The following is a 23717-nucleotide window of genomic DNA, read 5'->3' as shown; positions in this document are numbered from 1 at the left end:
AGGCCTGATGACGATCCGCTTATTACGATTATGGATACCGATCGGGCTCCTGTTGTTACTGATCGCCGTGAGCTTCGTCCTGCCCGGCACCCATCCGCATCTTTTTGAACAGGGACCTTCCTATTTAAAAGATGAGGAGACTGGCAAATTACTCGCCTCTCCCCCTTATACCCCCTCAGAAATGGGTCCGTTGGGGAGTGATAAGTTAGGGCGAAATGTCTTTTATGTACTGATAGAAGGAGCTAAATACACTCTCCTCGCCGCGACTGCGATTGCCCTGATCCGCATGGTCGGAGGCTTTTTGTTCGGATTGACTTACGCATTTCTTCCGGGCTGGGTGAGACAGGTTTGCAAAGGACTCGGTGACACGTTCAATTTCATCCCGCTTGCCATTATCGCCTTTGTGTTATTAGCACCCCTGCAGAGGGCTTTTGAAACAGGTTCTCTTTATTCCATGAAGTTTCTTGTCATTCAGGTCATCGTGATTTCCGTCATTGTCATCCCTTCACTCGGTATGTACATTGGAGAGGAAATGAGAGAATTTCTTAAAAATGATTTTATTTCAGTTTCAAGGCAGATCGGAGCCGGCAGGCTTTTTATTATCAAAAGGCATCTTCGCTCCCAATTCAGCCGTCATGCTATCGTAATGTTTTCCGAACAACTGGCCCAGACTCTCTATTTACTCATTCAACTCGGCATCCTACACATCTGTCTGGGCGGTCTCAGAATTGTCGAATTCGGGATGCTCGAGCCCAGGCCTGAATATTTCTCCTTCATTAATGACTGGGCTGCCACGATGAGCATCAATATCTACCAGGTTCATCTATATCCCTGGCTGCTCCTTGCACCCCTTGCCTTCTTTGCGGCAGCGATTTTTTGTGTGAATGAAATCAACTCGGTTATAAAGGAAGTATTTATTGAAGGAAAGTCTTTAAGGAAACCGAAAAAGATTTTGGTTAAACCTGAGATCCCTCCTTCAACTGCCGATAACTTGTTTGTCCTTTCCGGCCGTGAAAGCAGGAGGGGGAATCATCATGAATCCATATAAGCTGACCTTCCTACTATTAATCATGAGCACCCTCTTCCTGTCGGGCTGCAGAATCGAGTGGGATGCCACTCCGGGAGTAAAAACCAAGCAGAATACAGGCAAACTTGTCAAACTTGACGGGAAAGTGAACCTAAAATCAAATGAGCTCATCATTGAAGGAACAAGCAACCTTCCTAAAAATTCCGTGATTTATGCCAGTATTAAAGAATACGGCGACCTTTCCAGCAAATACGGCACCATCATACGTTGGCAGGCTGAAGCAAGTACGGCTATCACTGCTGAAGGGACTGTAAAAGTCGATAAGGACGGGAGCTATACAATCACGCTTCCCAGGAAGGACCCCTCCAAACGATATTTGATGGAAGTCCTGTTCAATCCTGCTCTGCAGCCGCTGAAAATACAGGAGATCTACGGTATAAACGGAGAAAACATGAAGCTTATAGTCGGTATGACAAAGGTGGATGAGGTCAGGGTCCTCTCACGAGTTGTTCCAATCGTCAGCATAACTGATCCGAACGGAAACGACATAGCATGGGGATTATGTGAGTCGATGTTCCAAACCAAACCTAAACCAATCAAATAGTACATCACCTAAAACCCCCGCTCACGGATTGAGCGGGGGTTCTACTGTCACAGCAGCTTCTTTTCAATTTTCTGCTCATAATTTTTAAACATCGAACTGTTCGTCTTCACCCTTTTCTTCGACAGCATCGAATTGTATCTTACCATTTTTTCATTAAGACTCTTCTGCAGCTCTTTCTTTTCCGAATCATCTTCACACACGCGGATCAGATCCTCAATCCTCATCATTTCTTTCTTGATATCCATTTCCTCTGTGGAATAACCGGCGTTCTTCATGATCCGGTGCGCCATCCGGAGAGCCGGCGGTATCGATAAGTCATCGTCCAGATTCTGTGGTTTTCCGTAGCCCGGAAGGTTTTCAAACTCCCCGTCCTCCTGGGCCTTTTTAATCCTTTGTTCTGAAATAATCATTGAAAAATCCATGTAACCCCTCCAGTAGAGATTTCAGTGGGACCGGCTGAATATTCAAAAGACGTGTGGCAGGCCACTTGTTACTCTTAGTGTATACGAATATATCTTTTTGATCGGGGTAAATTTTGACGATACAGCAACAACTGTCGACTGAGCGTTCAGTCACGTTCAGTCTGCTACAATCGCCACTCTTTACCATCTTACCGCCCCTACATAATTTCACACCTCATGGAAAAACTACGGTTATGACTCATGAAAGGAGTGTTTCATATGGCACGCGGAAAATCATTTGAAGCAAAGAAAAAAGGACATCCGGGTAATTTCCCTCAAAACAGCACTTCCGAACGACATACTGAAAAACCCCCTGGCGACGAAGAACTGATCGTCACGCAGGAGGCTTTCAAAAACAGAGTCGATCACGACGAGCATCGTTTCTAATATGGCAGATATAAACAAGCACCAGGAAAGTTCCTGATGCTTGTTTCTCTTTCTAAATCGTTCTCAGCCCTAATTAAGATCTCACTTTCTCTTTTTCATCCACAGTGGATAAATCCATGGAAGGACCAAAGAATTCAAATTTGATTTTGTTTTCAGGAAGACCGATCTCTTTTAACGTCATGATTACAGCTTTCATGAATGGAGCAGGTCCGCACACATAGCATTCTGTTTCCTGGTCTACATAAGTTGATAGGATTTCTTTGTTCACGTACCCGGAAAAGTTGCAAAGAGAAACGTTTTCAGGGTTTTCTAAAATATAGCATGCTTCCCCGTTTTCCAGCTCATCCATCAATACGTCGATGTCATTTCTGAACGCTTGCACGCTTTCATTTTTACTTGCATGGATGAATGCAGTTGGACGCTTCGGATTCTTTTCAGCGATTGTTTCAAGCATGCTCATCATTGGTGTGATGCCCACGCCTCCTGAAATGAATGCAACCTTGCCCTCCGTGTTTTCTTCATTCAAGTAGAAATCACCTGCAGGAGCACTTACCTCGATGACGCTTCCTTCCTTGACCTCATCATGCAGGAATGTCGATACAACCCCATTCGGATCAAATTCAGCTTCTTTCTTGACAGAAATACGGAAGAACTCTCCTTTATAAGCGCTTGATAAGCTGTATTGACGGATATGTGTATTCTTTTGACCGGGGATCGTCACACGAACCGAGATGTACTGCCCTGGTTTGTACGCAGGGACCTTTTCTCCATCCTGTGGTACCAGATAGAAGGATGTGATAACATCGCTTTCTTTTATTTTCTTAGCCACAACAAATGGTTTGAAGTCACGGAATCCGGCTTCTTTTTGCTCCGCTTCCACATACATCTGTTCTTCCACATCGATGAACACTCCGGCAATTACGCCGTAAGCATCTGCCCACGCCTGGATGATTTCATCCGTAGCAGCATCGCCAAGCACTTCTTTGATCGCTCCCAGTAAATGTTCCCCAACGATAGGATAATGTTCAGGTTTGATCCCCAAACTTCTATGTTTGTGAGCGATTTGCTTAACGGCAGGGAGCAGCGCTTCTAATCGATCAATATTTTGTGCAGCGGCATAGACCGTATTCGCCAACGCCGTTTGCTGTCTTCCTTTCTTTTGGTTGGCATGGTTGAAAATATCCAATAACTCCGGATGGCTTGCAAACATATTTTTATAAAAAACAGAAGTAATCTCTGTCCCTTTGACTTCTAAAACGGGTGCAGTGGATTTCACGATATCAATTGTTTTTTGAGATAGCATTTTACATTCACCTCTAAAGATATATTTTGAATACATCTTTAACTTACACCTTTAGATCATTTAAAGCAATATTTCAAATACACCTTTAACAGTTTAGACACAATTCAATCCATTATTTAGACACAAACGCTTTGGATTAGTATAATGGAATCATGTAAAGAAAAGGGTGAATCCATATGAAATTGACACTATATACTGATTATTCCCTGAGAGTCCTGATCTATCTGGCATCCAAGCCTAGGACCGAACTCTCTACTATAAAAGAAATTGCAGATTCTTATCAGATATCAAAAAACCACCTGATGAAGGTTACGTATGAATTAGGGAAAATGGGGATCATCGAAACCGTCCGCGGCAGATACGGCGGCATCAAGCTCGCCAAGGATCCTGTTGATATCAACATCGGTAAACTCGTACGGAAAACGGAGGAAGATTTTGAGCTGGTTGAATGTTTCAGCAAACATAACAGCTGCGTCATCACTCCCGTCTGCGGACTTAAACACGTACTTGCCAAAGCACTGAACGCCTATCTTTCAGTCCTGGATGACTACACACTTGCTGACCTCGTAACAAACCCTATGGATTATCGACTGCTTTTTCAAGAACAGCAAAGAGAAACCGAACAGTAATATCCGTCATCCCCTTCCGTTTTTCGGGAGGGGATTTTTATATGAACGCGTGCGCTTATTTCCCGGAAGCCACCTCATCCGTTTCAGGCACCGCCTCAAGACCGGATATAAAAAAAGCCTGTCTCCTCAATAGAAAACAGACTCCCTTCTTACTTTTTGCTTTCCGCGTACTTGAATGTCATAATCATGAACAGGAAAAAGCTTACCAGCAGCGTAGTTCCGCCCACGATATAAAAGACCATCGTAAACGTCGCTGGAAGATTAAACGGGTTCAGATTATAAAGCCACATCCCGGACGTCAATCCGAACGTCCCGATGATGGCGGTCCATACGTGAAAGGCTGCCAGTCTGGACGTCTTCGGCACTTCATAGGAGCGGTAATAGGATGAAAAGGCAAACAGACTCAGCCATCCGACAACCAGGATATGAGCATGGATGGGTTTAAATGCGTAAGACCCGGCCCCTGCCATATGAGATCCCATGAAGGCACCGATCAGTGCATATACAGCGGACATTCTCAATAAAAGTACATTCCAAGCCAACCAGGTTTCCCCCTTATTTTCACTAAAGTTATAAGAATATTATATCCGTGGGGATTCAGACCTGTCGACAAAATACGAGGATTGTAAAAGAACGTTCATAAACCGTCGCCGCCCGGTGAGCGTGCTTCGTCTATTTATGTCGGTTGAAAACACTTGCAAACCTTGATGGCACTGATACAATTGAATTGTAATAGAACATTCTGAAAAAAGGAGAATACATATTATGTCTAACTTTCAACAAAATCTAGAAAAGTACGCGAGTCTTGCCGTTCAAGTCGGTGTAAACGTACAAAAGGGCCAGACATTGGTGATCAACACCTCCATCGATGCGGCTGAGTTTGTTCGTTTAGTGGTGAAAAAAGCCTATGAAGTCGGCGCGAAGCATGTATACGTAAACTGGAACGACGACGTGGTGAATCGTACGAAATACGATCTTGCCCCGGATGAAGCATTCCAGGAGTTCCCGCAGTGGAAAGCACGTGAAGTGGAGGAGCTTGCGGAAGGCGGCGCTGCGTTCATGAGCATCGTATCTTCAAGCCCTGACCTTCTTAAAGGCGTGGATCCGGAGCGAATCTCCAACTTCCAAAAGGTGGCAGGCAAGGCGATGTCCAAGTATCGTCAGTTCATTCAATCTGACAAAGTAAGCTGGTGTGTACTGGCTGCTCCATCCAAAGACTGGGCTGCTAAAGTATTCCCGGATGCTTCTGAAGAGGAGCAAGTGGACTTATTATGGGATGCCATCTTCAAGGCTGTGCGTGCAGACCAGGCGGATCCTGTTCAAGCATGGAAAGACCATGATGCAACGCTTCATGAAAAAGTGGAATACCTGAACGAAAAGAACTATCAAAAACTTCACTACACGGCTCCTGGTACAGACCTGACAATCGAGCTTCCTAAAGGTCACCTTTGGGTAGGTGCAGGAAGTGTCAATGAGCAGGGTGTCGAGTTCATGGCAAACATGCCGACCGAGGAAGTCTTCACTGTGCCGTTGAAAACAGGTGTATACGGGACGGTATCAAGCACGAAACCATTAAGCTACGGAGGTAACGTGATCGATAACTTCACGCTTACATTCGAAAACGGCCGTATCGTCGATGTGAAGGCAGAAGAAGGCGAAGAAATCCTGAAGCGTCTTGTCGATACGGATGAAGGCTCTCATTACCTGGGAGAAATCGCCCTCGTCCCTCATAAATCACCGATCTCTCAATCAAACGTCCTTTTCTACAACACGTTGTTTGACGAGAACGCATCAAACCACCTTGCCATCGGGAATGCATACGCATTCTGTATCGAAGGCGGAAAGAAAATGAGCCAGGAAGAGCTTGATCAGAATGGCTTGAACAACAGTATCACCCACGTTGATTTCATGATCGGTTCAGACAAAATGAACATCGATGGAATCAAAGAAGACGGTTCAACTGAGCCTGTATTCCGTGATGGCGGCTGGGCGTTTTAATTTTATATAAATAAGGGATCCCAAAAGGTGCGAATTGCTGCCTTTTGGGATTTTTTATGTATCTATATGACGCTGCCGTTAATGTATGATAGCTGGGAGCCAATCATCTTCGAGTTCAGAGAACATTTCTTTCGGTTTTTCCCAATAATCTTTTAGTTTTACTCCATAATCATCGAGTTTTTGCCCATAATCATCGAGTTTCCGCCTAAAATCATCGAGTTTCACCACATAATCGTCGAGTTTCGGGTCATAATCTTTCAAAACACCTTTAATCCCGCAGTTCTACATTTTTCAACATGTCATTCAGTGCATTATTTTACTTCTCCGCCTCCATGTTCCTTCGTCAACGCCACCGCCGCAATCGTTGCTCCTGCCGCCTGCGCATAACTTCCGAATGCCGTGATTTGCAGCCCTAACGCCCTTTCCCCTTTTAAAACATAGGTTTCACCAATGGCTTCCAATGCTGCCCCTAATGACTGAATGGTATTCCCCGTTGTTAACAGCTTTTTAAAACTCGCATCTCCAATACTTGCTCCATACGCTTCAAATGCAGCTCCAATCGACTGGACACTATCACCGATTACATCCAAGCTCAATCCCTCTATTTCTTCTCCTGAAAATTGAAGCTCAGCTGCCCGGACGTTTGTTACGTTCCCTGCTGCTTGAAACCAGTCACCAGTGATCCTCAAACGCTCTCCCTCAGATCCATCCGATGCCTTTTCAGCCCCGGCAGCCTGCAGGGAATTCCCCGCTGCTTCAAAGCCATTGCCGATTGAAACCAGTCGAAAACCGGCATGTTCTTCTTTTACCAATATGGTTTCCCCGATTGCCGCAATCACTGTACCCAGCACTTGAATCCACGCGCCAGTCAGAATCATTAACTCACCTTTCACCTCCAACTCATCCTTTCCCAGCTGATACATTACTGTATTCAAAACCCCAAAAATCCGCATCTCCGGGACGTCTTTAAAAAATTTGTAAATTCCAGTAAATCCATCTTGTCTATTTCGTTTTATCAGGCTATGATATTCTAGTTCATCTATGGTTTTCAAAAGGGGGGAGAAATAGATGAGAATTCGTGATTGGGACCGGAATCTCAAGGTCCGGCTGTTTGGGGAAGCAGCGATCAACATCACATTCTGGATGTTCTTTCCGTTTCTGACGATTTATTTCACAGAAGCGTTCGGAAAACAGACAGCAGGTTTACTATTGGTTCTTTCTCAAGTGTTTGCGGTAGCTGCCAACTTAATGGGAGGTTATTGTGCGGACCGGTTCGGACGGAAGAAGATGATGGTGATTTCCGCTTTCGGACAGGGGTTTGCGTTTTTAATCTTCGGCCTGGCAAGTTCGCCATGGCTTGATTCTGCACTTATAGGTTTCATTTGTTTTAGTTTAGTGGGGGTATTCGGATCATTTTACTGGCCTGCAAGTCAGGCGATGGTCGCCGATGTGGTAGATGAGAAGGACCGAAGCCACGTTTTCGCCGTGTTCTATACGTCCATCAACATTGCCGTGGTCGTTGGGCCGATCTTGGGCGGTATTTTCTACGTGCATTACAGATTCCAGCTCCTGGTGGCTGCGGCCATCATTTGTATGGGACTCGCATTTCTTTTATATAAAATGACGCGCGAAACCGCACCGGCCGATCGAAGCAAGCTGCTTGTGACGGAAGGCAAAAAGAAAGCCTGGCATAGTGTATTGAGTGATCAGTTTAAGGATTACAGTGTTATTTTCAAGGATAAGACGTTCTTATTATTCATTCTAGCTGGAATTCTTGTCGGTCAGACATTCATGCAGCTCGATCTGCTGTTTCCTGTGTATATAAAAGATGTGATGGACCAGGCCGTGCTGTTCAGTGTCGGTGACTGGTCATTGACGCTTGTCAGTGAGCAGATCTTCGGGCTGATCCTCTCGGAAAACGGATTCCTGGTGGCGCTTTTGACAGTGGTCATCACGCGCTGGATCACCAAGTTCCGCGAGCGGAATGTGTTTATCCTGTCATCCGTTATTTACGCCGTGTCGATCCTGATGTTCGGACAGTCAAGCTCCGTCTGGATCTTCATCGCGGCGATGGCGGTGTTTACCTTCGCCGAGCTCATGACGGCAGGGATCCAGCAGAGCTTTGTATCAAAGCTTGCCCCTGATCATATGAGAGGACAGTACTTTGCTGCGGCAAGCCTTCGCTTTACGATTGCAAGAACGATCGCACCGCTGTCGATCACACTCTCACTGTATGTAGGGTATGACTGGACGTTCATCATCTTATCATTGCTTGCCCTGATCAGCGCCGGCTTGTTCTACATCATGTTTGAGCGGTTTGAAAAAGAGGAGCTTGAGCTTAAGAAAGCTGTTCAATAAGGGCGTTAAGCCCAAAAAAGGAATGATCCGAGAAAGCGGATCATTCCTTTTCTTTATTCCTTACAGTCCCAAGTCAAAACCATCCTCAGAAGACTGCATCGCATTTAGTCCAAGATCCGTTGAAAGACCAAGATTGAATTCACGATCGGAATCATCTTCGTTTTCCCACTCTGTGTAGCTTGCATCAGCATTCACACCAAGGTTGGAAAGAAGGGATGATTCACGATCTTCATCAGAAGAAAGGAAGTTTAAAGCAGTGTCAGTACCAGCTGAAAGGCCTGCATTTCTGTACTCTTCTTCATCATCTTCCATTGATTCAGCCCATAGTGCAGCATCAACGTTGTTCATAACCATGGCAGCAGATTCTCCGTCTTCATCTTCAGTCATGGCACCAAGCATAAGATCGTTGCCTGCTTCTGCAGTAAATTTAGAAGAATCTTCATTGTTTTCTGCCATTGTCATAAGAGAAGTATCGTTCATATCTTCTACTTTGGAAGATTCTCCGTCCTCACGGTCCATCGCTCCAAGAGTGAAACCATTCATGGATTCAGTACCGATTGCTGCACTTGAAGAATCATTTTCTTCATTGCTTTCGAACATAACCCATCCAGTATTATCAGTCATTGCATCAGCCATCACTTCACTGTCTTCATTGGCAGCTGAAGCATTTAGTCCTGAAGCAAGGTTACCGGCAGTTTTTGATGAAACAGATTCGTCTTCTTCATTGACCATCGTTTCATTCATGATTCCAGCATCTGTCATTGCTCCAACTTCTGCCGACTCATCTTCTCCTTCAAATGCCGCGTTTACATCTTGAGACGCTCCTGCTTCTGTTGACGTCCAAGTAGTGTCATTTTCTTCATCCACTACTGTTTCGTTTTTCACGCCAGCTTCCGTTTCTGCATTCACTTCCGCTGATTCGTCTTCTCCTTCAACCGCTGCGTTCACGTCTTGAGACGCTCCTGCTTCTGTTGAAGTCCAAGTAGTGTCATTTTCTTCGTCCACTTCTGTTTCGTTTTTCACGCCAGCTTCCGTTTCTGCATTCACTTCCGCTGATTCGTCTTCTCCTTCAACCGCTGCGTTCACGTCTTGAGACGCTCCTGCTTCTGTTGAAGTCGCAGTAGTGTCATTTTCTTCGTCCACTTCTGTTTCGTTTTTCACGCCAGCTTCTGTATCTGCATTCACTTCTGCTGATTCGTCTTCTCCTTCAACCGCTGCGTTTACACCGGATTCGGCTTCCGCACCATTTTTAGTAGAAACCGTGTCATTTTTTTCATCGACTTTTGTTTCGCCCATGACATCTGCATCCGCGTCTGCGTTGACATCAGAATTCGACTCATCGTCCGATCCTCCTAGGTTTAACCCTTCCCATAGACCATCTTCTGAATCAAGGATATTGATGTCTTCAACCAGCCCGCTGTCACGATCCAGTAAAGAATCGTTGTCTGCCGCAAAACTTGTTTGACCTCCGAATGTTAATGCTGCTGCTAAACCACCAGTAAATGCTAATGTTCTAAATACGCTTTTTCTCATTTTAATATTCTCTCCTTTTAAAAGTTTTTAGGTTTATATACTTTTGAAAAGAAGAGAATGTTGAGGTGGCTGTGACGGTGGTGCGTTTAACCACTGATCGTAATATAGATTTTCTTTTCCGTTGAAACCTGAACGCTCAAGACTGACATTGTCGGCTTCCCGCTCCCGGAATGCCTGCAGGTTTCCTGCAGCGGGAGACTGCCCCATTCCATTTGTAATTGTGGAATGGCCGTTTGTCGTGTTGGTTGTCGAGTTAGTAAGTACTGGTTCCATCTGTTTATATGGGATTGGCGGAAGATCATTTTTTGATTCTTCTGCCTGTCCTTCAACAGCCCCTGTGTTCACTGGCTTTTTTTCAGGTGAAGCTGTCCCGGTTGCTGCAGCTGTGATGGATTCCTCTATTTGTTTGGCTTTGTTCATTCTGGTTTCTGTGCTCAGTTCAGACGTTCCTTTATTTTCTTTATCAGGAGCATCCTTTTTACTTTCCTGACTTTCAGGAATCACTGTAGTATTTGGTGAATCCTGAATCCTATCCGGATCTTCAGTTTCCACATTGACTGACGGTTCATCTGAAACATCTGCCTCAATGATGCCGGTCTCAACTTTCACTTCGGGCTCCTCGACATCGACTTCTACCAAAGGTTCATCATCGGATAGTGATTCCGTTACAGGTTTCGTCGTATCATCCACCGTTTCTGTCACTGTCTCAGCAGTATCTTCGACTGTGCCGGTTACCGTTTTGGTTGTATGTTCAACGGTATTCGTAACGGATTTTGTCGATTCTTTCACCGTATCCGTTACAGGAGCCGCTGAATCCCCTGTCAATCGGGAAACCGGTTCAACAGCCGTGTCCACGGTTCGGTTCACCGCATCACCTGCTTCGGAAACCGTTGTATCCACGGTATTTTTAACAGTTCCGGTCGTTTGATCAACCGTGTCCTTCACCGAATCGATTGTTGAAGAAAGGATATTTCCCTCTCCAGGCTTGTCCTCCTCCTCGTCAGGAGCAGGTGCCTCTCGACTGGCTTTGTCCTCGGTGGAAATGACCTCATCCGTGACTGCATCCACTTCATCGGTGACATTGGATAACAGTCCGCCTTCCGCCGAAGCAAATGTAGGAACGGCGAGCACCCCAATAAATAGCAAAGCGCCAATTAGTCGTTTCTGCACTGCGTCTTGTCACCTCCTTTCAATTGAAGAATTTTTGTATGTGATCAAATGGCGGGAGAGGTGCCTGGCTCAAAACACTTCATTTGTGCCTGGCTCAAAACACTTCATTTGTGCCTGGCTCAAAACACTTCATTTGTGCCTGGCTCAAAACACTTCATTTGTGCCTGGCTCAAAACACTTCATCCCCCTCGATATCAATATTTCACTAAGCCAACGTAAGAAGTTATAATCTGGATCACATTTTTTAAAAAAATTTATTTTTCTTCATAAACTTTCAGAAAAGCCTGAATCCGAAAAATTCCGGATGACCCCTTTAAAGGTAAAAACACAGATGTTACAATGTACAACCGTAAGCAATCTTTATGTAACTCTCGACCCGAGTTAGTCGGAGATTCCAATCAATACTACGCAGAAAGGATGTTTTTAGATGCATAGAGGAAGCAAAGGCTGGTACGTGGAAGAACTTAAAAAAGCAGGCGTTCGCCGCTACGAAGAACGCAAAGTTGAATCCTACAAAAAGCACGTTCTGGCAAATCTATTAGAACGTACTAAATAATAGAATAAGAGGGACGGACCTCTCTCCTAAGACCAAGTCATAGGAATGGAGGCCCGTCCCTCTTTTTTTGAGATTCGTGTCTTACATAGCTCCTTACTCAAACTATCATCACTTTACTTTGACCCTGTAAAAAATCGGCTGCAACTCCTTCATGGTGGAATAGCTTCGGGTGCGTTTCAATTTATATGATTTATTTTTCAATAGATAGGCAGCGTATTTGCCGTTCCAGCTTTTAAGAGACAAATAGATGAGCAATGCCGTCACCAGTGCCACGCCCCCGGATGCCGGCCAAAACCATGGGGAGATCACGCCGCCTTCGTAGGCCAGACCAATCGGTGAAAAGATGAAGTACGTTACCGCAACGCATGCCATCAGGATGACAGAGGCCGGGATGCTCCATTTCCATGGCATCATGTCCACTTTAGGATTGTACCTGTATTCATACGGTTTCGCGAGCGGCTTCCAGAAACCGAACAGCACCATGAGCAGGACCTCTGCTGCAAACAGAATTCCATAGATGTGAATAAAGTTGATGCCGATCGTGAAGCCGAACAGATGCCCCGTCCCCCACACAAGCATATAGTAGGCGAACACGTGAAGGATGATGACCGTTTTCGCAGCGGCTGCCGGGATTCGTTTCGAAAAGATACCGACCAGCAGCACGACGATGATCGGGATATTAAAGAAGCCGGTGAATTTCCGGATCAAGTCCCACAATCCATCCGTCGCATGGATCAATAGCGGTGAAATGCACATCGACACCACGGCAAGGGCAGCGCCGAACCATTTACTGATCGAAATCAATTTTTCATCACTGACCTTCGGATTGAACTGAGGCTTGTAAATATCCAGTGCAAACAATGTAGCGGCACTGTTCAGGAGCGAGTTAAACGAACTTAGCACTGCCCCGAGCAATACCGCCAAAAAGAATCCCGTCAGATAGGACGGCAGCACTTCATTGATCAGCGCCGGGTATGCCAGGTCCACACTCTTCAGCGTCCCTCCGTAAAGATGGAAAGCGATGACGCCTGGAAGCATCATCATAAAGGGAACGAGCAGCTTATAGAAACCGGAGATGATGACACCCTTCTGTCCCTGAGCCAGGTTTTTCGCCCCAAGCGTACGCTGAATGACATACTGATTGGAGGCCCAATAGAAAAGGTTAGCGAAGATCATCCCGGTAAAAATCGTCGAAAAGGGTACGGAATCAGACGACGTACCGATGGAATTCAATTTTTCAGGATTGTTGGTCGCAATCTCTTTTACGCCCGATAAGAAGCTTCCATCCCCTAACGCATAAAAGCCCAATATCGGAACCAGCGCCCCGATGATCAATAGTCCTATTCCGTTAATTGTATCTGATATCGCGACGGCTTTCAGGCCGCCGAAAATCGCGTAAATACTGCCGATGATGCCGATCGTCCACACGATCGCCCAGATCGACTGGGTATATGTAATGCCAAGCAAACCAGGTACATCAAACAGCTTCAGGACAGCGAGCGCCCCCGAGTACAGCATCGAAGGGATCGTGACGAATACATATCCGAGCATGAAGAGGACCGTCGTATACTGCCGCACCCCTTTGTCATACCGCTGATTCAAAAACTCCGGCAGCGTGGTGAAGCTGCGTCCCAAATATTTGGGCAGAAGATATAACGCCATGATGATGATTGCAAATGCTGCGGTGACTTCCCACGCCATATTGGAAAGGTTCGCACGGAAGGCCTGTCCATTCAGTCCGACCAGCTGCTCTGCAGATAGGTTCGTCAACAGCAGCGACCCTGCAATGAACGTTCCCGTCAGCCCCCTCCCCGCTAAAAAATATCCCGTTGAATCATTCACCGACCCTTTCGTTTTTACATACGAAACCCAGCCGACAAGCGCCATGAAAAAAACACAGGAAACAATAGTAAAAAGCAGTCCACTTCCACCCATTTTTCTTCTTCCCTTCCTATTCATTAAGATTAGAAGAAATATCCCCTTAACGTTATTCTGCTAAACTATTTTTCCGAATTTTTCTAATAATAGTAAAAAAGATTCACCTGTATTTTCCACTCAAAACCTTCGCGAAAAACTATTGTACCAGCCTTCTTCCTTATGTTAGAGTAAACAACATATTTTAAAAATTTCATACGAATTCCTTATATAACTATGGTGATATGGACCATAAGTCTCTACCCGGCACCCGTAAATTGCCGGACTATAAGGAAAGTCGGATCTATGCTTTTTCCGTGCATGCAGACTTTCTTTATAGATTAAGAGATGGTCTGCATGCACGTTTTTATTTTGTTTAATTTAGAGAGGTCTGACATCCGATCTATAAGGGTTCGTTTTATTGGAGGTAACATGATGGATTTAGTATTCGGTTTATTATCACTTGCCGGGGTTCTCTTCCTTGGCTGGCTGTGGAGCAGCAACCGCTCAGCAATCAAATGGAAGACAGTGGGAATAGGAATTGCGCTTGAATTCCTTCTTGTCCTTTTCGTCTTAAAAGTTCCATTCGGTCAGACGCTGCTGAAAAAAACGGCACTCGGCGTACAAAAAGTCATCGACTACAGCAACGAAGGAATCATGTTCGTCTTCGGCGGATTCTTTGAAAAAGGCAGCAATATCACATTCGTGTTTGCAATCAATGTGCTTGGAGCCATCATTTTTATTTCTGCCGTGATTTCCGCGCTTTACTATTTACGCATCATCCCGCTCTTCGTTAAGTATATCGGGATCGTTCTGGGCAAAATCATGGGGACGACAAAGGTTGAATCCTTCAACGCAATCGGAAATTCGTTTCTCGGATTGGTCGAAGCTCCTCTTCTGGTCAAGCCTTATCTGGCAAAACTCACCCGTTCAGAGCTGTTCGCGGTAATGGTCGGAGGAACCGCTTCTGCAAGCGGAGCGATCTTGATCGGCTATTCCTTGATGGGAATTGAGATGAAGTATCTTCTTCTGTCTGTCTTCAGTGTTCCGCTCGTTTCTCTCATCATGGCGAAAATCATGGAACCGGAAACGGAAGAATCAAAAACAAATGGGGACATATCGTTAGGAAAAACCGGTCATACCAACATTTTCGAAGCCATCTCAGAAGGAGCGATCAGCGGCGTTCAGCTTGCAATCAATATCGGTGGTTTATTAATTGCCTTCATCGGGGTGCTTGCGCTTGTAAATGGTGTCCTTGGACTCGTTCACACAGACCTGTCCACCATTTTTGGATACGTCTTCTATCCACTCGCTTTATTGGTGGGTGTTCCAGTGGAGGAAGCATTCCGGGCTGCATCCATCATCGGAACAAAGCTTTCTGTCAATGAATTTGTCGCTTTTGATCAGCTGTCAGGGATAGTGGATGAGCTTTCGCCGAAAACAGTCGCAATTCTATCTGTTGCCCTATGTAACTTTGCGAATCTTTCCTCGATCGGTCAACTGATCGTCGGCTTGGGTTCCCTTGAACCTTCCCAGCGCCCGACTGTTTCAAAGCTTAGCCTCAAAGCCATTGCAGCTGGTACACTTGCAAGTTTCATCACAGCAATTGTCGTCAGTATATTTTTATAAAATTGGTTAATTTATGTTTCATTTTCGGTCTTTGGTGAATAGTAAAAGGTAGTGTACGTTTATTATTTGGGACGGAAGGTGAACGAATTGAGAGAAAAGAAATTCATGAAAGAAACAAAAACAAGTAAAACCACCCATGTGCTTCCGCCGGATACCAACCATCACGGTACTTTATTCGGCGGAAAGCTGATGGCCTATATAGACGACGTCGCATCCATCGCGGCCACCCGGCATGCACGTAAACCGGTCGTCACCGCATCCACCGACTCGGTCGACTTCCTGCAGCCGATCAAAGTCGGAGATGCCGTTACATTGGAAGCAATGGTCACTTATACCGGACGCAGTTCGATGGAAGTCGGCGTCAAGGTCACGTCAGAAGTCCTGCTTACCGGTGAAACTAATGTCGCAGCCATTTCCTTTTTAACATTCGTCGCCCTTGAGGACGGAAAGCCTGTCGTGATACCGGAAGTCGTACCGGAAACAGAAGAAGAAAAATGGCTGAACGAAACGGCTAAGAACCGGGCGGAACACAGGAAAGCACGTAAAAAGCACAGCCAGGAGCTGGCGGAGTTTTTCAGGAATGCATATTAGTTTTTTGAAGAGATGCTTGAGTTGAGCATCTCTTTTTTATTTCTGGCTGCTTTCATGAAACTTTTTTAATTCTTGAACCCGCTTATGATTACTTTTAAGCGAACTGTTGATCAATATATGTCGACGTCTTCCCCACCCTATTCTCAGTCTCCACGCAGCCAATTTTCAAAATACTCCCACATTTCTCATCCCTATAACAATTTTCCACCCACCTCCGATAATACAAAGGTACGGACAAGTACAACGTCCTTATTCTTACACTAATCTGGAGGGTTTGTTTTGAAAAAGTTCATGATGATATTGCTGGTGATGATGCTGGCGGCAGCCGGATGCTCGTCGTCTTCAGCTGACCAAAAGAATAATGAAAACTTACAAACGATCGGTATCCTTCTCTCTGACACGGGTCTTGGAGATGGCTCCTTTAATGATTCGGCTTTCCGCGGGCTTGAACGGGCACGCGATGAGCTGGGAATCCTGTTTGATTACAGGGAAGCACCGGATGGGAATTTTGAAGAAGCACTTCAGGAACTCACGGCTCAGGACCATGACCTGGTGATCGGGCTTGGGTTCTCCATTCAAGAAGCGCTTGAGAAAGTTGCGAAAGAACATCCGGAGCAGCATTATTTGATGATTGATGGATTTTCAGAGCTCGATAATATTACATCCATCACATTTAAGGAACACGAAGGAAGCTTCCTTGTCGGAATGGTGGCTGCGATGAAGTCGAAGACGAATACGCTCGGATTCATCGGGGGTGCGGATGTACCTGTCATTCACCGTTTTGAAAAAGGCTTTGAACAGGGTGCTAAGTATGTGAATCCTTCCATCAAAATCCTGAAAGACAATGCGAATAACTTTGGGGATGCAGCCCTTGGTAGCAGCATTGCGGATAAACAGATCAAAGCCGGCGCAGACTTCATTTACCCTGCTGCCGGATTTACAGGGGTCGGCGCGATACAGGCTGCCCAGAAGGCGGGCGTCTATTCAGGTGGAGTCGATTCCGATCAATATTTTATTGCGGAAAATTCGGTCGTGACGTCCATGATGAAAAAAATCGATAATGCCGTTTTCAACCTGACAGAAGAACTGGTGTCTGAAGGCAGTATTTCTGAGGCATCATTTGAGCTTGGGTTAAAGGAAGATGGAGTCGGACTTGCCCCAGTCCGGATCACAGAATTGACGGATGATGAAAAGAAAATGCTCAAAGAAGCAACAGACAAGATCATCTCAGGGGAAGTCACGATTAAGATGAACTAATCTCACTTTTAAGGAGTATTTACATGGCACTGAAAAAACGATTAATGATACTGGGGTTCATCCCCCTCATTCTATCTACCATCATTATAGGGTATGTTGTATCTCAATTGATCTCTCTTCAAAGTTCAGCAAATGAAGATGTCAAAATCCTAGTAGAAACGGAAAAGCTGCGCAGCGACCTGATCGTCACGAAACAGGCCCTCGCCAATTATTCCGTCAATACCTCTGATGAAAATAAGCAGATGGCGGAAACGTTGTTGACAGATACCTCCTCACAGATCGATGAACTCGGTAAACTCATTTCCGTAAAAGAGCAGGACGAAACGTTAGCCATCATAGAAACAAAGTTTTCAGAACTGAAATCCGTTTCCGGCAAAGCGCTGAATGCAAACAACAAAGCGGAAATCAAGCGGCAATCGCTAAGGATTTCCGGCGTCCTGAATGATATGCACCTATTAAACAAACAGACCTCTGACTGGTATCAAAACCTATTAAAAGAGAATGAGCAGCAAATCACTTTCATAGTGTGGGCGACAATCATCGGCTTTCTGACGGCCCTCATCCTATCAATCGGTGCCTCTGCCATTCTATCAAACCGAATTGTGAAACCCTTGAATGCGATGGTTCATAATGCGGAAAGAATGGCTCGCGGAGACCTCACGATATCGTTTGAAGAAAGCAGCAAAAAGAACAACAAATTTGAGGTATATAAGCTTCAGGAAGCCTTTCAGCACATGGTCATGAATTTGCGTAATACGGTTCAGTCCGTCAATGAAATTGGTGTGAATGTAGAACAATTCACCAGGGATGTCCAGGGTCAAATGGCAAATCTATCTGAAAGCAGCAGTCAAGTCGCTGTTTCAACCGAAGAATTAGCTAAGGGAAGCCAGGCAATCTCAGAGGATGTTCAGTCCACCGCTTCCTTGATGACAGTGATGGGCGAGGAATTTGCCAGCAATGTACGCAGCAGCCAGGAATCTTCCGCCAATAGTAAAGTCGCTCTTCAATCTGTAGAGCACGGAAGAACGTCGCTGATCAAGCAAAAAGAATTTGCTGAATCCATCAATGATTCTTCAGCCTCAATCGAACAATCAGTTCTATCCTTTGCAAGGTACACAGGAGAAATCGAACAGGCTGCCCAGGCAGTAAAAGAAATTGCTGAACAGACTAATCTCCTCGCCCTTAACGCAGCAATCGAAGCCGCCCGCGCAGGTGATGCCGGAAAAGGTTTCGCCGTCGTGGCTCAGGAAGTCCGTAAGCTTGCCGAAGACTCGTCCGTAGCAACGGAACGAATCGGAAGCATGGTCGGAAGCATTAAAGAAGGCATTCATTCCATCATGGAAGCTTCACAAAAAGGGAGCAGCCTTTCGAACCGGCAAATGGAGTCGATGTCCGTAACCGAAAGTGCTTTTGAAGAAATTGCAGGTAATGTCTCGTCGATCTACGAAAAATTATCAGAGCTCGAAACAGGGATGATGGCCTCGAATGAGCGAACCAACAATGTCATTGCAGCCGTGGAAAACATTTCAGCCATCACCGAAGAAACGGCAGCAGGTACGGAAGAAATCTATTCTTCAACGGAGGAACAGCTCCGCTACTTCGAGCAGTTGACCGGTCAAGTATCAGAATTGAATGCCATGACCGTTAAGATGAAGAAGGAACTGGAGAAATTCACTTTATAAAAAAGAGATCGGGCCATGGGTCCGATCTCTTACTTTATTACAGAATGAGTCCTATCAATAAAACGAATCCATGATTGAATATTTTTTTCAGAGGAAATCGTCTTGATTCCATCATCATCGTCATATCCACTATCTTCCTGATATTATCTCAAACTATCACTACTGTCACTAAGAATTCCTACTCATTTACCAATAAAACCAGGATGTCACCTTTCTACTAGTCGTAATTGCACCCTCCCCATTATTACAGGACGTTTAAATTTATTTAACGAGGGTAAATGAAACGGATAGTTTTTTATACATACCCAGGTATTTAAAATGGCTTTGCAGAAACCTTTTCACGAAAAATCTTTATGTCATACTTTGTAACATTGTGTCGGTGGTAAATATCTCCACCTTCAAAACCGCCAAAAATCTCCTATACTATATAGAAGGTTATACTGTGTAGAATTCTTATAGTTGGAGGAATATTGATGTTATCAAACTCTGAAATCGGGATCGATTTAGGAACCGCAAATATTCTAGTTTATAGTAAAAATAAAGGAATCATTTTAAACGAACCATCTGTAGTCGCAATCGACACAGAAAATAAACAAGTATTGGCAGTCGGCGTAGAAGCCAAAAGCATGATCGGGAAAACCCCTGGTAAAATCGTGGCAGTCCGCCCATTGAAAGACGGCGTGATCGCTGACTTTGATGTAACAACCGAAATGTTGAAACAAGTAATGAAAAAAGCGAGTAAAAAGCTTGGCTTCTCTATCCGTAAGCCAAATGTTGTTGTGTGTACGCCATCAGGTGCGACAAGCGTGGAACGCAGAGCGATCCAGGATGCTGTACGTGGAAGCGGTGCAAAGACAGTCACTCTTATCGAAGAGCCTGTTGCTGCAGCAATCGGGGCAGACCTTCCTGTCGACGAGCCTGTTGCCAACGTGATCGTCGACATCGGCGGCGGAACAACAGAAGTTGCCATCATCTCTTATGGCGGTGTGGTATCCTGCAATACGATCCGCATCGGCGGTGACCAAATGGATGAAGACATCATCCAACACGTACGCAAACGCTACAACCTGCTGATCGGTGAAAGAACAGCGGAAAACATCAAGATCGATGTGGGACATGCCTTAATCGAACATGAAGAACGCACGATGGAAATTCGCGGCCGTGACCTGGTTACCGGATTACCAAAAACGATTACTTTGACTTCCCATGAAATCCAAAGTGCTCTAAGAGAATCGCTGCTTCATATTCTTGAAACCATCCGTGCAACGCTTGAAAACTGTCCTCCTGAACTAAGCGGGGACATCGTGGATCGAGGTGTGATCCTGACAGGCGGAGGCTCACTGCTGAACGGACTTCAAGACTGGCTGAGTGAAGAAATCGTGGTACCTGTCCACCTTGCTCCAAACCCACTCGAATCAGTCGCAATCGGAACAGGGCGTTCACTAACAGTCATCCATAAATTGCAAAAGGTAAGATAATAGTAAACAAATGACTTACCAGTAAACGAACCTCCCATCAATCGGGGGTTCGTTTTTTTATCGCTTTAAAGTGGTGAGGGACGGGCGTTTAGCGCTTTAACGGAACGAGGGACGGGCCTTCGGATTGACAGCCCCCGTACCCTCTCCCAAACAAATCTAAACCTGAAAATGATCCAAATCCCTCCCTTTTTCGTTAGCTATTCAGAAGTTAGTTAATTGAGTTAATGAAGGTAGTTTAGTATCCTTAATTTACTTATGTCATATTGAAGGAGCGTTTTATGCCACAGGAAATCAAGGATATTGATTTATATCGGAAAGTGGTCGATGATCAAGATTCGACTGCTTTGCGGCAGCTTTACCGTAAATATGAAAAACTTATTTATTCGTTTACGTATAAAATGACCGGTGATCAGGAGATTGCGGAAGAAGTCATACAGGAAGTCTTCATGAAACTTTGGAAGAAGCATGCCCCATATGACCATTCAAAAGGAAAGTTTTCTTCCTGGTTATTGACGATGACCCGGAATACTTGCCTGGACGCACTCCGCAAGCGCAAGAAACATGAATCAGTCGAATATATTGAAAAAGATTCCCTGCAGGTCAGCTACGAAACACCTGCCGATATCGTGGAATGGAAGGAAAAAGGGAAAGCCATACAGGACTGCATGCGCGCTCTCAAGGAAGATCAGCAGCGGATCATCCATTTATTTTATTTCAAAGGACTGACCCAGCAGTCGATTTCAAAGAGCACAGATACGCCGCTCGGCACAGTGAAAGGAAGAATACGGCTGGCACTGAAACATTTGCACAACTGCCTTAAAGGGAAAGGAGGGACCATGGAATGACTCATCAATGTGATCACTTACTCGATTATTATAATCACCATTTGAACGAGTTGGACAAAGAAGCGTTCGAGACGCATTTGAAAAGCTGTTCAGACTGTCAGGAAGCACTGAACGAGCTTATACAGCTGAATGAATTCCTGCCTTATGCTTCTGAACCCATCGTCCCTCCGGAAGGCCTGGAAGAACGAGTATTTGCTAATATCGAAAAAACTGAAAACACCATCACTTCTTTCAGGGAAGAAAAACCCCGAAAGCGCTGGATTTTCCCTTCTGTCGCCGCAGTGCTTGCCCTTTCCTTACTCGGGAATGCCTATATGTTCACGCAGATTCAGAAAGAAGAGGACATTGTCGAACAGGCGACGATCGATCAGGTTACACAGTATGTTGAACTTGCCGCCGTAAAAGGCAATGCAAAAGGGACAGCCAGCATCATCAAGCAGGGCGGGCAATCAAGCCTTGTCGTCCAGGCTTCACAGCTTCAAGACCTTTCTCAGGAAGAGGTATACCAGGTATGGCTCATAAAGGATGAAAAACCGCAGCGCGCCGGGACATTTGTTACCGGACAGGATGGTAAAGGCTCTGTCGTCTTTAAATTGAACGAAGAATTCGCTAAGGAAGATTGGGATACAGTCGCCATCACTTTGGAACCTGATGCTAACAGCCAGCTTCCTCAAGGGGATATCGTACTTGCTTCTGAAATCTAATAACCACCATTGTATTAAAACCCGGCATCATTTAGCCGGGTTTTTTATATTGAAATTACCCTGGGATGACAAACTTCTCTCCCCCCTAATCCGTTTTAAAAAACTTTTTTCAAAAAAAGTGATCCATCTGTCAACTTCTGTCGTTAGCTCTATGAAAATAAAAAAACAAAAGGAGAGATTACCCTATGAAATTTAAAAAAAGTTATTTAGCCATCCCATTGAGCATGACATTGATGATCCCCGCAGCAGGAACAGCGTTGGCCCATGACGGTGAAGACCATTCGCCTACAGCTGTGACGCCGGCATCCGATTTAAGAACGACATTGCAGCATTACTTAAGTGAACATGCATACTTAGCAGTCGAATCAATGAGAAGAGGCGCAGATGGAACTGAAGACTTTGATGCAGCAGCAAATGCATTGAACGCTAATACAGAGGACTTAACAGGGGCCATCACTTCTGTATACGGGGAAGAAGCTGGAAACCAATTCAATGAAATGTGGTCCAATCATATCGGATTCTTTGTCGATTACGTTAAAGCAACAGGTGCAAACAACCAGGCAGCAAAAGATGAAGCTCTCAAAAATCTGGACGGCTACCGGGCTGAATTTTCAAAATTTCTCGAAACAGCCACAGGTGAACGTTTAGAGTCTGACAGCCTGGCGGAAGGACTTCAAATGCACGTGAATCAGCTTGTAGGGGCATTTGACAGTTATGTGGCAGGAGACTATGAAAAAGCCTACGAATATGAGCGCGAAGCCATCAATCATATGCATATGGTGGCAAAAGGCTTATCCAGCGCCATTACAGATCAATATCCTGATAAATTCGAGAACACCATGGCCGTTACACCAGCAGCTGACTTACGATCAACCCTTAACCATCTATTGACTGAGCATGCTGCACTTGCCACAATGGCAATGCAAAATGGAATCGACGGTTCTGAAGACTTCGATGCTTCGGTCGATGCATTAAATGCGAATACCGAAGCCCTTTCTGCAGCGATCGCCTCTGTATATGGAGAGGAAGCCGGGAATCAGTTTAAAGAAATGTGGTCGAACCATATCGGATTCTTTGTTGACTATGTAAAAGCAACAGGTGCAGAGGATGAAGCGGCGAAGAAAGAAGCCCTTCAAAACCTGGACAACTATCGTGCCGATTTCTCAAAATTCCTTGAAACAGCCACAGACGGCCGCCTAAAATCCGACGCTCTGGCAGAGGGGCTTCAAATGCACGTCGATCAATTGGTAGGGGCATTTGACAGCTATGCTGCCGGCGATTATGAAAAGTCTTTTGAAGACATCCGTATGGCATACGAGCATATGCTGAATCCTGCAAAAGGGCTGTCTTCAGCCATTGTCGATCAATATCCTGATAAGTTCGCTCACGATATGCCCTCCCAAATGCCGAACACAGGAATGGGCGGTACAGCTGACGCGGAGGAATTCCCACTGGAATACTTACTGGCTGCACTGATGGCGATTGCCGGGGGATCTGTTTTAGCCCTTAAAAAATACGCCGGAAGTAAATAATACACAAAGAAAGAGGGACGACCCCTGCAAGGTCTGTCCCCTCTTTTGTGAAGATGAAA

General features: G+C 45.3%; 23 protein-coding genes and 1 riboswitch. Of the genes, 15 read left to right on the top strand and 8 right to left on the bottom strand.

The window, feature by feature from the left end; genetic code table 11:
* Nucleotides 1-7: 7 nt before the first annotated feature.
* Both HWX64_RS02365 and HWX64_RS02360 read left to right on the top strand, forming a co-directional pair.
* Nucleotides 8-1048 (top strand): hypothetical protein, encoded by a 1041-nt coding sequence (locus tag HWX64_RS02365; RefSeq protein WP_175986931.1) that lies wholly within the window; start codon nucleotides 8-10, stop codon nucleotides 1046-1048.
* A complete protein-coding gene (locus HWX64_RS02360; protein ID WP_175986929.1) occupies nucleotides 1035-1631 on the top strand; it encodes a hypothetical protein in 597 nt (198 codons plus the stop codon). Before HWX64_RS02365 ends, HWX64_RS02360 begins: the two co-directional genes overlap by 14 nt.
* A gap of 47 nt (nucleotides 1632-1678) precedes the next feature.
* On the opposite strand, the gene HWX64_RS02355 is transcribed toward HWX64_RS02360, so the two are convergent.
* Entirely contained in the window at nucleotides 1679-2053 is a 375-nt protein-coding gene (locus tag HWX64_RS02355; RefSeq protein WP_175986927.1) for a DnaJ family domain-containing protein, read from the bottom strand.
* Nucleotides 2054-2311: 258 nt separating this feature from the next.
* Between HWX64_RS02355 and HWX64_RS02350 the strand changes: the two genes are divergently transcribed.
* Nucleotides 2312-2479 carry a hypothetical protein gene (locus tag HWX64_RS02350; protein WP_175986925.1) on the top strand — a complete coding sequence of 56 codons (168 nt, stop codon included), beginning with the start codon at nucleotides 2312-2314 and terminating at the stop codon, nucleotides 2477-2479.
* 73 nt (nucleotides 2480-2552) lie between these two features.
* Here HWX64_RS02350 and hmpA read toward each other — a convergent pair whose 3' ends face one another.
* On the bottom strand, nucleotides 2553-3782 hold the full coding sequence (gene hmpA / locus HWX64_RS02345) for an NO-inducible flavohemoprotein (protein WP_175986923.1): 1230 nt from the start codon (nucleotides 3780-3782) through the stop codon (nucleotides 2553-2555).
* Between the two features lie 176 nt (nucleotides 3783-3958).
* Between hmpA and HWX64_RS02340 the strand changes: the two genes are divergently transcribed.
* On the top strand, nucleotides 3959-4411 hold the full coding sequence (locus tag HWX64_RS02340; RefSeq protein ID WP_175986921.1) for an Rrf2 family transcriptional regulator: 453 nt from the start codon (nucleotides 3959-3961) through the stop codon (nucleotides 4409-4411).
* A gap of 149 nt (nucleotides 4412-4560) precedes the next feature.
* Here HWX64_RS02340 and HWX64_RS02335 read toward each other — a convergent pair whose 3' ends face one another.
* Complete coding sequence (locus HWX64_RS02335) at nucleotides 4561-4926, bottom strand: hypothetical protein (protein WP_175989597.1); 366 nt, start codon at nucleotides 4924-4926, stop codon at nucleotides 4561-4563.
* 250 nt (nucleotides 4927-5176) lie between these two features.
* Here HWX64_RS02335 and HWX64_RS02330 point away from each other — a divergent pair, with 250 nt between their 5' ends.
* On the top strand, nucleotides 5177-6409 hold the full coding sequence (locus HWX64_RS02330) for an aminopeptidase (protein ID WP_175986919.1): 1233 nt from the start codon (nucleotides 5177-5179) through the stop codon (nucleotides 6407-6409).
* Nucleotides 6410-6487: 78 nt separating this feature from the next.
* On the opposite strand, the gene HWX64_RS02325 is transcribed toward HWX64_RS02330, so the two are convergent.
* Both HWX64_RS02325 and HWX64_RS02320 read right to left on the bottom strand, forming a co-directional pair.
* The gene (locus HWX64_RS02325) at nucleotides 6488-6670 is read right to left on the bottom strand and encodes a hypothetical protein (protein ID WP_175986917.1); all 183 of its coding nucleotides are present in this window, start codon (nucleotides 6668-6670) and stop codon (nucleotides 6488-6490) included.
* Between the two features lie 50 nt (nucleotides 6671-6720).
* Nucleotides 6721-7302: a DUF6944 family repetitive protein gene (locus tag HWX64_RS02320; RefSeq protein ID WP_175986916.1), complete on the bottom strand. Its 582-nt coding sequence runs from the start codon at nucleotides 7300-7302 to the stop codon at nucleotides 6721-6723.
* Nucleotides 7303-7477: 175 nt separating this feature from the next.
* Between HWX64_RS02320 and HWX64_RS02315 the strand changes: the two genes are divergently transcribed.
* The gene (locus HWX64_RS02315; RefSeq protein ID WP_175986914.1) at nucleotides 7478-8767 is read left to right on the top strand and encodes an MFS transporter; all 1290 of its coding nucleotides are present in this window, start codon (nucleotides 7478-7480) and stop codon (nucleotides 8765-8767) included.
* Between the two features lie 60 nt (nucleotides 8768-8827).
* Here the strand turns inward: HWX64_RS02315 and HWX64_RS02310 are convergent, their stop codons facing one another.
* A complete protein-coding gene (locus tag HWX64_RS02310; RefSeq protein ID WP_175986912.1) occupies nucleotides 8828-10300 on the bottom strand; it encodes a hypothetical protein in 1473 nt (490 codons plus the stop codon).
* Between the two features lie 33 nt (nucleotides 10301-10333).
* Nucleotides 10334-11470: a hypothetical protein gene (locus HWX64_RS02305; RefSeq protein ID WP_175986910.1), complete on the bottom strand. Its 1137-nt coding sequence runs from the start codon at nucleotides 11468-11470 to the stop codon at nucleotides 10334-10336.
* A 427-nt stretch (nucleotides 11471-11897) separates the two neighbouring features.
* Between HWX64_RS02305 and HWX64_RS02300 the strand changes: the two genes are divergently transcribed.
* Nucleotides 11898-12026, top strand: a complete 129-nt coding sequence (locus HWX64_RS02300; RefSeq protein WP_071619527.1) for a YflJ family protein — start codon at nucleotides 11898-11900, stop codon at nucleotides 12024-12026.
* A 108-nt stretch (nucleotides 12027-12134) separates the two neighbouring features.
* Here HWX64_RS02300 and HWX64_RS02295 read toward each other — a convergent pair whose 3' ends face one another.
* Entirely contained in the window at nucleotides 12135-13961 is a 1827-nt protein-coding gene (locus HWX64_RS02295) for a solute:sodium symporter family transporter (protein WP_175986908.1), read from the bottom strand.
* Nucleotides 13962-14147: 186 nt separating this feature from the next.
* Nucleotides 14148-14249, top strand: a riboswitch (purine riboswitch).
* 123 nt (nucleotides 14250-14372) lie between these two features.
* Between HWX64_RS02295 and HWX64_RS02290 the strand changes: the two genes are divergently transcribed.
* The 8 genes from HWX64_RS02290 to HWX64_RS02255 all read left to right on the top strand — a co-directional run bounded on the left by HWX64_RS02290 (nucleotide 14373) and on the right by HWX64_RS02255 (nucleotide 23658).
* Nucleotides 14373-15569 carry a NupC/NupG family nucleoside CNT transporter gene (locus HWX64_RS02290; RefSeq protein ID WP_254871017.1) on the top strand — a complete coding sequence of 399 codons (1197 nt, stop codon included), beginning with the start codon at nucleotides 14373-14375 and terminating at the stop codon, nucleotides 15567-15569.
* An 87-nt stretch (nucleotides 15570-15656) separates the two neighbouring features.
* A complete protein-coding gene (locus tag HWX64_RS02285; RefSeq protein WP_032085621.1) occupies nucleotides 15657-16160 on the top strand; it encodes an acyl-CoA thioesterase in 504 nt (167 codons plus the stop codon).
* Between the two features lie 279 nt (nucleotides 16161-16439).
* Nucleotides 16440-17417 carry a BMP family protein gene (locus HWX64_RS02280; RefSeq protein WP_217703485.1) on the top strand — a complete coding sequence of 326 codons (978 nt, stop codon included), beginning with the start codon at nucleotides 16440-16442 and terminating at the stop codon, nucleotides 17415-17417.
* Nucleotides 17418-17440: 23 nt separating this feature from the next.
* Nucleotides 17441-19099, top strand: a complete 1659-nt coding sequence (locus tag HWX64_RS02275) for a methyl-accepting chemotaxis protein (RefSeq protein ID WP_175986906.1) — start codon at nucleotides 17441-17443, stop codon at nucleotides 19097-19099.
* Between the two features lie 473 nt (nucleotides 19100-19572).
* The gene (gene mreBH, locus HWX64_RS02270; protein WP_175986904.1) at nucleotides 19573-20577 is read left to right on the top strand and encodes a rod-share determining protein MreBH; all 1005 of its coding nucleotides are present in this window, start codon (nucleotides 19573-19575) and stop codon (nucleotides 20575-20577) included.
* A gap of 278 nt (nucleotides 20578-20855) precedes the next feature.
* Complete coding sequence (locus HWX64_RS02265; protein ID WP_175986902.1) at nucleotides 20856-21422, top strand: RNA polymerase sigma factor; 567 nt, start codon at nucleotides 20856-20858, stop codon at nucleotides 21420-21422.
* Nucleotides 21419-22126, top strand: a complete 708-nt coding sequence (locus HWX64_RS02260) for an anti-sigma factor (RefSeq protein ID WP_175986900.1) — start codon at nucleotides 21419-21421, stop codon at nucleotides 22124-22126. Before HWX64_RS02265 ends, HWX64_RS02260 begins: the two co-directional genes overlap by 4 nt.
* 185 nt (nucleotides 22127-22311) lie before the next feature.
* Nucleotides 22312-23658, top strand: a complete 1347-nt coding sequence (locus HWX64_RS02255; RefSeq protein WP_175986898.1) for a copper amine oxidase — start codon at nucleotides 22312-22314, stop codon at nucleotides 23656-23658.
* The last annotated feature ends 59 nt before the right edge of the window (nucleotides 23659-23717 follow it).

Source organism: Bacillus sp. Marseille-Q1617 (genome assembly GCF_903645295.1).
Classification (GTDB): domain Bacteria; phylum Bacillota; class Bacilli; order Bacillales; family Bacillaceae_B; genus Rossellomorea.
The sequence above is the reverse complement of the archived record's forward strand: the minus strand, read 5'-3'. Positions and strand labels throughout refer to the sequence as shown.

What these genes read in the sequence shown, in the direction of transcription:
- HWX64_RS02365 (WP_175986931.1), top strand. Translation starts at nt 8, where the DNA reads ATGACGATCCGCTTATTACGATTATGGATACCGATCGGGCTCCTGTTG.
- HWX64_RS02360 (WP_175986929.1), top strand. Translation starts at nt 1,035, where the DNA reads ATGAATCCATATAAGCTGACCTTCCTACTATTAATCATGAGCACCCTC.
- HWX64_RS02355 (WP_175986927.1), bottom strand. Translation starts at nt 2,053, where the DNA reads ATGGATTTTTCAATGATTATTTCAGAACAAAGGATTAAAAAGGCCCAG.
- HWX64_RS02350 (WP_175986925.1), top strand. Translation starts at nt 2,312, where the DNA reads ATGGCACGCGGAAAATCATTTGAAGCAAAGAAAAAAGGACATCCGGGT.
- hmpA (WP_175986923.1), bottom strand. Translation starts at nt 3,782, where the DNA reads ATGCTATCTCAAAAAACAATTGATATCGTGAAATCCACTGCACCCGTT.
- HWX64_RS02340 (WP_175986921.1), top strand. Translation starts at nt 3,959, where the DNA reads ATGAAATTGACACTATATACTGATTATTCCCTGAGAGTCCTGATCTAT.
- HWX64_RS02335 (WP_175989597.1), bottom strand. Translation starts at nt 4,926, where the DNA reads ATGTCCGCTGTATATGCACTGATCGGTGCCTTCATGGGATCTCATATG.
- HWX64_RS02330 (WP_175986919.1), top strand. Translation starts at nt 5,177, where the DNA reads ATGTCTAACTTTCAACAAAATCTAGAAAAGTACGCGAGTCTTGCCGTT.
- HWX64_RS02315 (WP_175986914.1), top strand. Translation starts at nt 7,478, where the DNA reads ATGAGAATTCGTGATTGGGACCGGAATCTCAAGGTCCGGCTGTTTGGG.
- HWX64_RS02310 (WP_175986912.1), bottom strand. Translation starts at nt 10,300, where the DNA reads ATGAGAAAAAGCGTATTTAGAACATTAGCATTTACTGGTGGTTTAGCA.
- HWX64_RS02300 (WP_071619527.1), top strand. Translation starts at nt 11,898, where the DNA reads ATGCATAGAGGAAGCAAAGGCTGGTACGTGGAAGAACTTAAAAAAGCA.
- HWX64_RS02295 (WP_175986908.1), bottom strand. Translation starts at nt 13,961, where the DNA reads ATGGGTGGAAGTGGACTGCTTTTTACTATTGTTTCCTGTGTTTTTTTC.
- HWX64_RS02290 (WP_254871017.1), top strand. Translation starts at nt 14,373, where the DNA reads ATGATGGATTTAGTATTCGGTTTATTATCACTTGCCGGGGTTCTCTTC.
- HWX64_RS02275 (WP_175986906.1), top strand. Translation starts at nt 17,441, where the DNA reads ATGGCACTGAAAAAACGATTAATGATACTGGGGTTCATCCCCCTCATT.
- mreBH (WP_175986904.1), top strand. Translation starts at nt 19,573, where the DNA reads ATGTTATCAAACTCTGAAATCGGGATCGATTTAGGAACCGCAAATATT.
- HWX64_RS02265 (WP_175986902.1), top strand. Translation starts at nt 20,856, where the DNA reads ATGCCACAGGAAATCAAGGATATTGATTTATATCGGAAAGTGGTCGAT.
- HWX64_RS02260 (WP_175986900.1), top strand. Translation starts at nt 21,419, where the DNA reads ATGACTCATCAATGTGATCACTTACTCGATTATTATAATCACCATTTG.
- HWX64_RS02255 (WP_175986898.1), top strand. Translation starts at nt 22,312, where the DNA reads ATGAAATTTAAAAAAAGTTATTTAGCCATCCCATTGAGCATGACATTG.